Raw genomic sequence first — 12498 nt, forward strand, 5'->3', positions numbered from 1 at the left:
GCCTGTGCTGCGGGACAAGCCAAGTCCCGTCCACTCCGTCAGAAAATGCCGAGAATCACGGCTGAACCTGCGCCAGCGGGTCAGAATCTTGGACGATTCGCGTCATTTTGCGTGACAAGAGCAATCAGAACCATTTTCTTAACGCGCGAAAACACCTAGGTCTGTCATCGTGGCAGATCCCAACCCTGCCTGCTTTATTGCAACAGCTGAATGTGACCTTCTTCACAGTGTGACGCGACGGAACACGGTAGACCTCACAGAAAAGTGTCCAATTTTGGAGTCGATTTTTACGATGCGCATAATCCCTCTTCTGACCGCCCTGGTCGTGACGCTTGGCCTTTACGCCTTGGTCATGGAGCGCGACAGCCTGCTGGCTTTCGCCCGCGGCGAAGATACCAACGAATTTGAAGACACCGCCCCAGAGGCAGACGCGCGCACCGAATTGGCCGATGCTGGCGACACCGGCGTTCACGTGGCAGTGGTTGCAGTGCACAGCAAAGCGCGCGCCATCGACAATGCGGTGGTCTTGCGTGGCCAGACCCGCGCCATGCGACAGGTCAATGTCATGGCGGAGACCGCCTCCACCGTGATCTCTGAGCCCCTGCGCAAAGGCGCATCGGTCGAGAAAGGCGATGTGCTCTGCGAACTCGACCCAGGGACACGGCCCGCCTCACTCCTCGAAGCCCGAGCCCGATTGGCCGAAGCGCGCGCAAATGTTCCTGCCGCTGAGGCCCGCCTTGAGGAGGCCAAGGCCGTCCTTGAAGAAGCGCGCATCAATCTCACCGCAGCCCAGAAGCTCTCTGAAGGCGGCTATGCTTCGGAAACTCGTCTTGCATCGGCCAAGGCCGCTGAGCGCACCGCGCAAGCTGCAATCGCCACCGCCGAAGGGGGGCTAACGTCGACCCATGCCGGGATCGAGTCCGCTGTCGCCGCTGTTGATGCTGCGGAAAAGGAAATGGATCGCTTGGTGCTTCATGCCCCGTTCAATGGTATCTTGGAATCAGACACCGCCGAACTTGGCAGCCTGTTGCAAGCCGGGAGCCTCTGCGCCACCGTCATTCAACTCGATACCATCAAGCTGGTGGGCTACGTGCCGGAAACGTCGATCAACCATGTCTCGCTGGGGTCCAAAGCGGGCGCGCGGCTGGCGACCGGGAAACAGGTGGCAGGGACCGTCTCTTTCATCAGCCGATCGGCGGATGAGACAACCCGCACCTTTGAGGTGGAAATCACCGTTGCTAACCCAGATCTGGCCATTCGCGACGGCCAGACCGCAGAGATCGTGATCGCCGCCGAAGGCACCAAGGCCCACCGTCTGCCGCAATCGGCGCTGACACTGAATAATGAAGGCCAACTGGGCGTGCGCGTGGTGCGCGAAGATAAAACCGCAGGTTTTGTGCCCGTCACATTGCTACGCGACGAATCTACCGGCGTCTGGATTGATGGCCTGCCCGAAGAAGCAGATGTCATCACAGTGGGTCAGGACTTCGTCACCGAAGGCGTCGCCCTTGACCCTACCTATCGGGAGATGAGTGAATGATCGGTCTCGTCAACTGGGCCGCAGATCGTGCGAGGATGGTCCTCGCCTTTATCGCCATCTCCTTGCTGGTGGGAGGCTTTGCCTATGTGAGCCTGCCCAAAGAGGGCGAGCCCGATATCGAAATCCCCGCCCTGTTCATCTCCGTACCCTTCCCCGGCATCTCGGCCGAGGACTCCGAGACGCTGCTTGTGAAGGTGATGGAAACCGAGCTTGCCGATCTGGACGGGCTCGACAAAATGTCTGCCACCGCTGCCGAAGGTTACGCCGGTGTGGCGCTGGAATTCGACTTTGGCTGGGATAAAACCGCCGTCATGGCGGATGTGCGCGATGCAATGGATGCCGCCGAGGCGGAGTTTCCAGAGGGCGCGGAAAAATACGCCATCCACGAGATTAACTTCTCTGAGTTTCCCATTGTCATCGTGAGTATGTCCGGCCCGGTGCCGGAACGGACAATGGCGCGGCTGGCCAAGGACTTGCAGGATGACCTTGAGGCGCTGGATTCCGTGCTTGAGGCCGGGATTGCAGGCAATCGCGACGAAATGGTCGAAGTCCTGATCGACCCGCTGCGTCTGGAATCTTATAACGTCACTGCGGTCGAGCTGATTAATGTTGTGCAAAACAACAACCAACTGATTGCCGCCGGTGAGGTTGAGAGCAATCAAGGTACCTTCTCGGTCAAAATCCCATCGTCGTTTGACAGCGTCGAGGACATCTACGGCCTTCCCGTCAAAACCAATGGCGATCGCGTCGTCACGCTGGGGGAATTGGCACAGATCAATTTCACGTTTGAGGACCGCCAAGGCACCGCGCGATTTGATGGTCGCGACACGGTGGCGCTTCAGGTGGTAAAGCGCAAAGGGTTCAACCTGATCGACACCGTAGATCAGGTGAAGGCGACGCTTGCAGAAGCGCAAGACAAATGGCCGCCCGAGCTCAAGGCCGCTGTTACCCTTGGCACATCCAACGACCAAAGCCGCGTTGTGGGATCCATGGTCAGCCAGCTTGAAGGCTCTGTCCTGACGGCTGTGGCGCTGGTGATGATTGTGATCCTCGCAGCACTTGGCAGCCGCGCCGCGCTTCTGGTGGGCTTTGCGATCCCAACGTCGTTCCTGTTGTGCTTTGCGTTCCTTGCGTTGATGGGGATTTCGGTCTCCAACATCGTGATGTTCGGCCTGATCCTTGCGGTGGGGATGCTGGTGGATGGTGCGATTGTGGTGGTGGAATACGCCGACAAACGCATCGCCGAAGGTACCGGCCCCATGCACGCCTATGTGGAGGCCGCTCAGCGGATGTTCTGGCCGGTGGTTTCCTCCACCGCGACAACGCTCTGTGCCTTCTTGCCGATGCTATTCTGGCCGGGTGTGCCGGGCGAATTCATGGGGATGTTGCCGGTAACTCTGATCTTCGTTCTTTCGGCCTCGCTCGTGGTTGCGCTGATCTATCTGCCAGTCATGGGCGGTGTCACAGGTCGGTTGAGCCGCACGTTTGGCAATGCCTCCGACGTTTTGCGCCGCACGCTTCCTTGGGCGGTGCGCGCAGCCTTGGTGCCGGTGGCGCTGTGGGGGATGTTCGTGGGGGCGATGCAACTGCTCAACCCGGGCTATCTGATCTCGGGGGCCACCGGTATGCCGGCGGCGCTCCTTGGGGCTGCCATCTTTTTGTTGTCCGCTGTAGCAGCTTCTATCACCCTTGGCGCAGCAGAACTGCAGCGCCGCCAGCGTGGCGTCGTCGCAGGCAACCGCCTGCGCGGGTTTGGCTGGTTTATCAAGATGATCGTCGGCAACCCTGTGATGCCAGTGGTCACGCTCTTGGTGGTGGGCTTTGGCATCATGACAGTGTTCGGTCTGTTCCAGACCAACAATCGCGGGGTCGAGTTCTTTGTCGAAAGCGAACCCGAACAGGCCACCGCCTATGTGCGGGCACGCGGCAATATCTCGCTCCATGAAAAAGACGAGATGGTACGCGCCACCGAGAATTTGATCATGCAGCACCCGGCTGTAATCAATGTGTTCTCCTTTGCAGGCGAAGGCGGTCTCAACACGGATGCTTCTGGTGCCAGCACCCCGCCCGACACCATCGGGCAGGTGCAGTTTGAGATCATCCCATGGGAGGACCGCCCGACCAAGACCGAACCAATCCTCGGTGGCCTCTTTGAGCGCGAAGTGACCGCCGACGAATTTGACGGCGACACGGTGCTCGAAGAGCTGAGCAAACTCACCGACACGCTTCCCGGTTTCAAAGTTGAAATCAAAGCGCTCGAAGGTGGACCCGCGTCAGGCAAGCCGGTGCACCTGCGCATCAAAGGGGACGATTGGGAACCGCTGCGCGCGGCCACAAATATCGCTCGCACGCATTTCGAAGAGACACCGGGACTGACACTGATCGAAGACAGCCTACCCCTGCCCGGCATCGATTGGGAAATCGACGTGGATGTGGCAAAGGCGGGTCGGTATGGCGCCGATGTGGCCACCGTCGGCGCGATGGTGCAATTGGTGACACGTGGCATCTTGCTCGACACCATGCGGGTGGACAGTTCGGACGAAGAAATCGAAATCCGCCTGCGCCTTCCCGAAGAGCAACGTGTGCTGTCCACACTCGATACGCTCAAACTGCGCACCGAAGAAGGTCTGGTGCCGCTGTCGAACTTTGTCACGCGCAAGCCAGTGCCGAAACTCGCCGAGATTTCGCGCATCGAACAGCAGCGTTACTTCGATGTGAAAGCAGATGTTGAGCCGGGTCTCAGCAGCATCACCATGCAGGACGGCGATGGTGAAACCGTGCCTCTTGCAATCGTAAAAACCCTTACCGAGGGCGCAAGTGCGACTGGCGACACAGTAACGCTCCCCAATGGTGCAACAGCCGAGGTCAAGACACTGACCGGGTCCGGCTCTGTTGATGCGCTGCGTGAGGCGATTGCAGATGGCGACACCCTGATCACCCCAATCAATGCCAACGAGCGCATCGCGGAGCTGACCAAATGGCTGGAAACCTCGCCATTTGACGCCTCGATTGATTGGGAATGGACGGGCGATCAAGAAGAGCAAGCCGAGTCCGGTGCCTTCCTTGCCAAGGCCTTCCTCGGCGCACTTGGGCTGATGTTTGTGATCTTGCTGGCGCAGTTCAACAGCTTTTACAATTCGGTGCTCGTGCTGTTGGCGGTTGTTCTGTCCACCACCGGCGTGCTGATCGGCATGATGGTTATGCAACAGCCGTTTTCCATCATCATGACTGGAACGGGCATCGTGGCGCTGGCGGGGATCGTTGTGAACAATAACATCGTTCTCATTGATACCTATCAAGAATTCAGCCAGCACATGCCACGGCTCGAAGCCATCATCCGCACAGCAGAGGCCCGCATCCGTCCGGTGCTGCTGACCACCATCACCACGATGGCGGGTCTGGCACCGATGATGTTCGGCATCAGTCTGGATTTCATCAACGGTGGCTATTCCATCGACAGCCCAACCGCGCTGTGGTGGAAGCAGTTGGCAACTGCCGTGGTCTTTGGCCTTGGGGTCGCGACTGTGCTGACGCTGGTGGTCACACCGTCGCTGCTGGCGATCCGGGTGTGGCTCTCGACCTATATGGCGTGGATGGGACGTGTCATTGCACGCATAAGCGGTGGCAGCGGCAGCCAAGTGGTGCGTGATACAGAGCTGCAACGCAAAGCGCGCCGCCTGCCCTCGACCGAAATCGATTGGCTGGGCGAACCTGCGGCGAAGGACACGGATGATGTGTCTACCTCAAACGACACGGCCGAAGATGCCGACACCCCGACAGGAAGCTCTCCCCTTAGGGCCGCTGAGTAATCCGGCACTGACAAAACGCCCCCTCTGAAATCTCAGAGGGGGCGTTTTTTTATTCCCGATTGACGGCTGATATGATGATCAAAGCCTCGGGCGCAGAGACGATCAGCTCTTGTCGTTCATCGGTGCCTGTTCCAGCACGTCAGATTGCTCGGCCTGATCGATCTCTTCCATATCGGCCACGCCGTCTTTGTTGACATCAACCATCTCGAACTCCTTCTGGGTCAGCGTAGGATACTCCTGCTGAAGCTCCTTGAAGGTCAGCGCGCCTGCCTGCTCAACTTCTGCCATGGCGGGGGCTGCGATCAGGGCGCTCAGGGCTGCGGTGGTCAGTGCAATGCGTTTCATGATGTCCTCCTTTGAGGTCTTACTCGTGAATTTGAGGGGTTTGCCCTCGTGACACCACATCACCTAAGAACCATCCCTGTGATCTCCAGTGTCATACGCCCTCACCTGTCCGGATCGGCGCGCGACTGCCGAGATCGCGTTCCATCACAAGCAAGGTGTCGCACAGACGTCTGCTTTGGCAAATAATCACCTATGCGTGATGGAACAAACTTTCAGATCGAGCTACACCACATTGATATTAAATGTCTTTTTAAAGACGCTTTCGGCAGCTATGTGGCTTCGCTCTGTCCGCCTCAACTTGCGTCACCGCCAAAACACATGCAAATATCAAAATCCCCTATACACAGCGCGACAACCGCCCTGTGTCGATGACGAGTACAGAGTTCTACGAGATGCCTAAGTCCGCCGCAGCCAGAATTGGGCGCAAACGCACCGCATATGCGGTTTTGGGTTTTGTTATGATGGGTCCAAAATCTGGCTATGACATCAAGCAGGCGATCTCACGCAGTACGTCATTTTTCTGGAATGAAAGCGCCGGCCAGATCTACCCCATCCTGCGTGCTCTTGAAGACGAGGGGCTGATAGAACGTGACACAACCTCCCCGACGTCTACAGGCAAACGCCAGCGGCAAATGTATCAGATTACCGATCGTGGTCAGGCGGCGTTGCAGAACTGGATCGCGGGCCCAAACAGTGATGTCATCGTGCGCAATGAGATGCTCCTGAAGATGTTTTTTGGCGCAAGCGTCGCGCCAGAGGTCATAATCAAGATGTTGGAAGACCACCGCCACAGTCTGCAAGATCGCATCGCCTTTTTCGAAGAAATCATCCGACAGCGCCAAGCCGAAGAAGCCGCGGGAGAATTGGCAAACGCCGCCTTTATGATATCAACACTGGATTACGGTTATCGCATGGCCAGTGCAGCGGTGGATTGGTGCGATGCAACGATTGCGTCACTCAAAGATCTCTAAATTACGTTGCAAGTGATGTGCTTTTGCTCCGGGCTTCGTATCAGGGCAGCCTCGGAACATTTCAAAAGAAAATCCCGGCACCTCGCAGCGCCGGGATCTTTTATCGGATCTGCGGATCGTCCGCACAGATCTCAAGAAATGCTGACGTTAATCAGAAATCTTCCCACAATTTAGCGGCGGCATTGCTGCTGCTCTTGCTGCTTGCAACCGCTACATTGCTGGGTTCGGGCGTGTAATCCCAATCGTCCCCATGTGCGGACGGAGCAACCGTCTGAGGCTCTTCAGCCGCTGCGGGTGCGATGGGCGCCACATTGCGTGTCCCTGCGCCAAGTTTGAAATGTGCAACCATTTCCGCAAGGTTCACCGCGTTGGCCTTGAGCATATGGCTCGCAGCGGTGGCCTCTTCGACCATCGCAGCGTTTTGCTGCGTGACCTGATCCAGTTCAACCATGCCGCTGTTGATATCGCCAAGCCCGGCGGATTGCTCGCTTGCACCCTGCGCAATGTCGGAAATCAAACCGGAGATTTGCGTAACACGCTCTACGATATTGTGCAGCGCTTCTCCCGCTTTGCCAACCAGATCGACGCCGCGCTCCACCTGTTTGGAACTGTCACCGATCAGCGTTTTGATCTCCATTGCTGCGCCAGACGAGCGTTGTGCAAGTGCGCGCACCTCGGACGCCACCACTGCAAACCCACGGCCAGCTTCACCCGCTCGTGCAGCCTCAACACCCGCATTCAGCGCCAGAAGATTGGTCTGGAACGCGATATCGTCGATCACGCCAATGATCTGCGAAATATGGTTGGAGGATTGCTCAATCTCCGTCATTGCGGACACGGCATTATTGACGATGGTACCGCTGTTGACCGCTTCGGATTTTGCCTCTTCCATGGTGTTGGCAACGCTGCCAGCACCTTCGGCGGCCTGACGCACAGATGCGGTCAGCTCATCCAGTGCAGCTGCCGTCTCCTCCAGAGTTGCGGCCTGGCTTTCTGTGCGGCGCGCCAGATCGTCAGAGGCAGAGCTGATCTCGGTCGAGCCGTTCTGAATACTATCGGCTGCATCCACAACGGCCGAAACCGTATCGAACAGACGATTGACCAAGGCATTGAAATCCGTGCTGAGTTTTTCGTAATCAGCGGGGAAATCTTCCTTGATGTTTACGGTCAGATCGCCAGTAGACAGCTTGCCAAGTGCGTCGGACAGAACGCTCACCACATGCTCTTGCACGGCATCCTGTTTGCGCTTTTCTTCTTCCATCCGCTTCTGCTCAGCAGTGGTGTCACGGAAATCCACCAGCGCCTTGCCAAGCGCGCCGATCTCATCACGGCGATTGGCCTCAGGAATGTCGCGCGTCGTGTCCCCATGTTGCAAGGCATCAATATGCGTGACCACGTCCTGGATCGGACGCGACACCGCAACCGCAATCATATAAAAAATCACCGAAAACGCGGCGAAGATCGCAAAACCAAGGCCCGCTGCGACCATGTTCGCATGCATGATCTGATTGGCGATGATGGAAGTATCCAGCGCCCAGACCATATTGCCAGCTTCCTCGCCTTCAAACATCAGTGGCGTCTTGAAATAGGTAAAATCCCCATCCTCGAGCCGCATTTGATCAGACTCGAGCAGACCATTCGCGCGATCAGTCCACGCCTCCTGCATCTGATCGCCCTTAAAGGCCTCTGCCAGCACATCACCGCTGCTGACGACACGCGCAAAAACAAATGTCTCGCGCTCAGCCAGCGAGGCCAATGTGGTATTCGCCAGATCGCCATCATAGTTCCACGCCGCCGTCGCAAGAGGTGCGGCAATGTAGGACTCCGTCAGCGATACCTGCTCTTCAAAGCCGGTATAGAGCGCCGTAGACAGGCGTTGAGCCCAGAAAGTCGTGATCACACCGATCATCATCAGTAAGCCCGCCATCCCGGGAAGCAGGATTTTGCGCTTCACTGGCATGTTCCGGAACCAAGACGTTAAGAACATGGTGTCCCTCCAAATTAATTGGGGTCACTCTCGCGCAAATGCATTTTTTTTCAGTTAAGCCTTTGCCGGAGGCGCTACGCGAAAACAGCATAAAACCTCCAATTTTCGATACATACGAACGATCCCCCTCGCCCAACCGCTGCTCAGCAGCGGCGTAACAAAGGACGGTACGGTTCGGTCTGACGAGAAATTTGCCTTTTCCCTCAAATTTCTGCTGGACGCCCCTAAACTGCATCGCTATACGAACGCTCACACTCCGGCGTAGCTCAGCGGTAGAGCAGTTGACTGTTAATCAATTGGTCGTAGGTTCGATCCCTACCGCCGGAGCCAATTTACTCAAAATCAAGATCCGCTCGCTCCGTTCCCCTAGTGGAATGGGTGTATTCGCGCTTATGCGGTGAGAGTTCTTTCAGCCAAAGCTGCGCCTTATGCCTTTGCGCCGGCAACCGGCTCCGCGATGGCGTCGTGATCTACCAAATTCCACGCCAGACCAGTGTTTCGATAGATACGTTTGGCCTTGTGGGGATAATCCGCCACGTCATGGGCCAGCCTCTGCCCGATCACCAGACATCGAAACGTCTCTGAGCCCGTGTTGCGAATGGAATGTGCAAGCCCGCCTTTGCGGTAGCCGATGAAGTCACCCGGAGCGATCTGGTATTCGCGGTCGCCGATGTACGCGGTTGCCGTGCCTTCAAGCACGTAGACGCATTCGTCCTCATGGTGGTGCACATGATGCTCCGCCGTGTCATGGCCCGGTGCAACCTCGATCAGATGCACGCCAATTCCAGTGAGCCCCGCAAGATCGCCAAGGCTCTTGTTGATGCGCTGTGCGTCGGGATTGAGAAAATGGGTTTTTGCCAAGCCCTCCATCGCAGCAATCTCAGCCGCTGGGACCAAATAAATATCATCGCTCATTGTGCCTGCCCTTTTTAGGAAATTGCAGCGCATAGGCGCGCGAGGGAACTATAGGCCCGGAGGTGCAATCCGCAAACTCGCACGCATACATCGGTACAAATGAGACATGAAAAAGACCCCGCCGCTAGGAGGCGAGGTCTTTTCCAGTCGCAATGCCCAATCTGGGAGGTCAGCCCTCGCCTTGGGGAAGGTAGGTCATCGGGTCCGGGGTGGATGAGCCAGGGGCCGGATCACGACAGGGCGTGCGACTGTCCAGGCAGCCCGTAACAAGATACGCGCAGACCAGTCACATGGACGGGTGCCCGGTCAGCGGGGCGGCGCATTGCTGAGCCGTCCCGCCTTGGGGGGTGGATCAGCCGTTGTTGACCAACAGGCCTGCTTCTTGCGCGGCGGCAACCTCTTCCATGTCGGCCTCGCCATTTGCGTCCACGTCGATCTGCGCGAAGGTTTCTGCCGTCAGCGCCGGGTAAGCCACCTGAAGCTCTTCGAGAGACAGGGTGCCGCTGCCGTCAGCATCGACCTCGGCGGCAAAGTTGCTGGCCATTGCAGGTGCTGCGGCCAGAGTTGCGATAGCGGCGGCGGTCAGGGCAAAAGTCTTCATCGTTATACTCCACTCTTTGGTTTGTTTATGTCGCTCGGCGTCGGTGCGCCTCGTGACAAGAATGAAGGTAGTGAGGGTCTCGGTGCCTCGCCAGAGGGTCAGAGGTCTTGCGGGATTTCGGGCAATGTTCGGCCTGATTTTCCCTTTCACACCGGCGACTTGGCGCGCGTCGCAGTTCTGTGGACCTTTCCCCGCCACCCAAAATTACCGGATCTGGCAAAGCACCGCCCAAAATGGGCGATATCCAGAACTCGCAACTTTTACGGGAACAAAATCGCCAGACGGAAATCATCTCCCGCAGCGCAATTGCGCGATGATCTCCGCTCAGGTTTTGCCCGAATCCCATCAATGAAGAGGCCGAGTCGGTCAAAAAAACCGCTCGGCCTCTTTCATGTCGTTTCCTGTCGTACCCGCGATTGGTGGCGGTTTTACAAACATGCGCCGCCACACACCCCAAGCGATGGGTCAGGCGACGTCCCGATCTGCCTGCTGGCGCTGCCACAATTGCGCGTAGCGGCCGCCCTGCGCGATCAGCGCATCATGGGTTCCGGTCTCAACCACGTCGCCCTGCTCCAGCACCACAATGCGATCCGCCTCGGCAATGGTCGAGAGGCGGTGCGCGATGGTTATTACAGTCCGCCCCTGCCCGGCGCGCGCCAATGCCCCCTTGATTTCTTGCTCTGTGTCGGTGTCCAAGGCGGATGTGGCCTCGTCCAAGAGCAAGATCGGCGGGTTCTTCAGCAGGCTGCGCGCGATGCCCACCCGCTGTTTTTCACCACCTGAGAGTTTCAGACCCCGTTCACCGACCGGAGTGTCATATCCTTCGGGCAGGCTTGCGATGAAATCGTGGATTTGCGCGGCGCGGGCGGCTTCGACGATATCATCCTCGGTTGCTCCGTCGCGGCCATAGGCGATGTTGTAGCGAATGGTATCATTAAAGAGCACAGTATCCTGCGGCACCACGCCAATGGCGGCATGCAGGCTCTTTTGTGTGACCTCGCGCACATCCTGCCCGTCGATCAGCAATTGCCCGGCGCTTACATCATAAAAGCGGAACAAAAGCCGCCCGATGGTGGATTTGCCAGACCCGGTGGAGCCGACAATCGCCACGGTCTGCCCGGCCTCGACGGTAAGCGAGACACCTTTCAGGATTTCGCGCTCTGCCTCATAGCCGAAACGGACATTTTCCAGACGGATCTGGCCACCGCTGACATTGAGGTCACGCGCATCCGGGGCATCCTGCACATCCGGGGGCTGCTCCAGCAGGTCGAACATCTCGCCCATGTCCACAAGGCTCTGCCGGATTTCGCGATAGACCGTGCCAAGAAAACCCAGAGGGCCCGTGATCTGGATCATATAGGCGTTGACCATGACAAAATCGCCCACAGTCATCTTGCCGCTCTCGACGCCAATGGCCGCCATCACCATCACGCTGACCAGCCCGGCGGTGATAATCACCGCCTGCCCGAAATTGAGCGCGCCCAGTGAATAGGCCGTTTTTAAGGCCGCCTCGGCGTAGCCCTTCATGGCGACGTCATAGCGTGCGGCTTCGCGGTCTTCGGTACCGAAGTATTTGACTGTCTCGTAATTTAACAGGCTGTCGATGGCTTTTTGATTGGCATCGGTGTCTTGGCGGTTCATTTCGCGGCGCAGCTTCACCCGCCATTCGGTCACCGCAAAGGTAAACCACACATAAAGCACCACAGTCACCGCGACGGCGACCAGATACCAAATGTCGAACCACCATGCGAGCACCACCGCGACCAATGTCAGCTCCAGCAAGAGCGGACCGATCGAGAGCACCAAAAAACGCAACAGGAATTCAACACCTTTGACGCCGCGCTCGATAATACGGCTCAGCCCACCGGTCTTGCGGGTGATGTGGTACCGCATGGACATCGCGTGGATGTGGCGAAAGGTGGTGAGCGCCAGTCGCCGCAGCGCGCGCTGGGTAACAGGGGCAAAGATCACATCGCGCAGCTGCTGAAACCCGGTGTTCATCACCCGCGCCATGCCATAGGCGACCGTGAGACCAACTGCGCCGAGCGCCAGAACCGGCACCCCCTCTCCTGCCAGCGCGTCCACAGCACCCTTGTAAAACACCGGTGTCACCACTGCGATCCCCTTGGCAGCGACCAGCACCAAGATTGCCAGCAGGACCCGGATTTTCACTGAGCGTTCTGTGGCAGGCCAGACATAGGGCCAGACCTTACGCAGGGTGCGCAGGCCGGAACGACGTTCGTCTGCGGCGCTGGGATCATCCATCGGGGGCATTACAGCTCCTCTGTCAATTCGGCCCGGCACATGTCTAGCGCAAGACCCGGCACAAG

The 12498-nt window shown here is 57.9% G+C and carries 8 protein-coding genes and 1 tRNA gene; 4 read left to right on the forward strand and 5 right to left on the reverse strand.

Translation table 11 applies throughout. The features are described 5' to 3' along the window. The first annotated feature begins 292 nt into the window (after positions 1–292). Positions 293–1540, forward strand: coding sequence for an efflux RND transporter periplasmic adaptor subunit (locus QNI81_RS08000; protein ID WP_168576576.1), 1248 nt, complete (start codon positions 293–295; stop codon positions 1538–1540). Continuing rightward, on the forward strand, positions 1537–5349 hold the full coding sequence (locus QNI81_RS08005; RefSeq protein WP_283966171.1) for an efflux RND transporter permease subunit: 3813 nt from the start codon (positions 1537–1539) through the stop codon (positions 5347–5349). The genes QNI81_RS08000 and QNI81_RS08005 overlap by 4 nt, the downstream gene beginning before the upstream one ends. A 102-nt stretch (positions 5350–5451) precedes the next feature. Here the strand turns inward: QNI81_RS08005 and QNI81_RS08010 are convergent, their stop codons facing one another. Further along, entirely contained in the window at positions 5452–5694 is a 243-nt protein-coding gene (locus QNI81_RS08010; RefSeq protein ID WP_005620190.1) for a hypothetical protein, read from the reverse strand. 392 nt (positions 5695–6086) lie between these two features. Here QNI81_RS08010 and QNI81_RS08015 point away from each other — a divergent pair, with 392 nt between their 5' ends. Next, complete coding sequence (locus QNI81_RS08015) at positions 6087–6665, forward strand: PadR family transcriptional regulator (RefSeq protein WP_283966172.1); 579 nt, start codon at positions 6087–6089, stop codon at positions 6663–6665. Between the two features lie 151 nt (positions 6666–6816). On the opposite strand, the gene QNI81_RS08020 is transcribed toward QNI81_RS08015, so the two are convergent. Further along, positions 6817–8652 carry a methyl-accepting chemotaxis protein gene (locus QNI81_RS08020; RefSeq protein WP_283966173.1) on the reverse strand — a complete coding sequence of 612 codons (1836 nt, stop codon included), beginning with the start codon at positions 8650–8652 and terminating at the stop codon, positions 6817–6819. 255 nt (positions 8653–8907) lie between these two features. On the opposite strand from QNI81_RS08020, the gene QNI81_RS08025 reads away from it, so the two are divergent. Then, positions 8908–8982 (forward strand) — tRNA-Asn (locus tag QNI81_RS08025). Between the two features lie 96 nt (positions 8983–9078). Here QNI81_RS08025 and QNI81_RS08030 read toward each other — a convergent pair. The 3 genes from QNI81_RS08030 to QNI81_RS08040 form a co-directional block, all read right to left on the reverse strand. Continuing rightward, on the reverse strand, positions 9079–9567 hold the full coding sequence (locus QNI81_RS08030) for a cupin domain-containing protein (protein WP_283966174.1): 489 nt from the start codon (positions 9565–9567) through the stop codon (positions 9079–9081). 352 nt (positions 9568–9919) lie between these two features. Then, on the reverse strand, positions 9920–10168 hold the full coding sequence (locus tag QNI81_RS08035; RefSeq protein WP_005620181.1) for an EF-hand domain-containing protein: 249 nt from the start codon (positions 10166–10168) through the stop codon (positions 9920–9922). A gap of 465 nt (positions 10169–10633) precedes the next feature. Beyond that, on the reverse strand, positions 10634–12442 hold the full coding sequence (locus QNI81_RS08040) for an ABCB family ABC transporter ATP-binding protein/permease (RefSeq protein ID WP_283966175.1): 1809 nt from the start codon (positions 12440–12442) through the stop codon (positions 10634–10636). Positions 12443–12498: the final 56 nt, after the last annotated feature.

The organism is Tritonibacter sp. AK171, from assembly GCF_030127025.1.
Lineage (GTDB): Bacteria > Pseudomonadota > Alphaproteobacteria > Rhodobacterales > Rhodobacteraceae > Epibacterium > Epibacterium mobile.

Excerpts from the sequence above, each read along its gene's own strand:
- QNI81_RS08000 (WP_168576576.1), top strand. The coding sequence starts at position 293 with ATGCGCATAATCCCTCTTCTGACCGCCCTGGTCGTGACGCTTGGCCTT.
- QNI81_RS08005 (WP_283966171.1), top strand. The coding sequence starts at position 1,537 with ATGATCGGTCTCGTCAACTGGGCCGCAGATCGTGCGAGGATGGTCCTC.
- QNI81_RS08010 (WP_005620190.1), bottom strand. The coding sequence starts at position 5,694 with ATGAAACGCATTGCACTGACCACCGCAGCCCTGAGCGCCCTGATCGCA.
- QNI81_RS08015 (WP_283966172.1), top strand. The coding sequence starts at position 6,087 with ATGCCTAAGTCCGCCGCAGCCAGAATTGGGCGCAAACGCACCGCATAT.
- QNI81_RS08020 (WP_283966173.1), bottom strand. The coding sequence starts at position 8,652 with ATGTTCTTAACGTCTTGGTTCCGGAACATGCCAGTGAAGCGCAAAATC.
- QNI81_RS08030 (WP_283966174.1), bottom strand. The coding sequence starts at position 9,567 with ATGAGCGATGATATTTATTTGGTCCCAGCGGCTGAGATTGCTGCGATG.
- QNI81_RS08035 (WP_005620181.1), bottom strand. The coding sequence starts at position 10,168 with ATGAAGACTTTTGCCCTGACCGCCGCCGCTATCGCAACTCTGGCCGCA.
- QNI81_RS08040 (WP_283966175.1), bottom strand. The coding sequence starts at position 12,442 with ATGCCCCCGATGGATGATCCCAGCGCCGCAGACGAACGTCGTTCCGGC.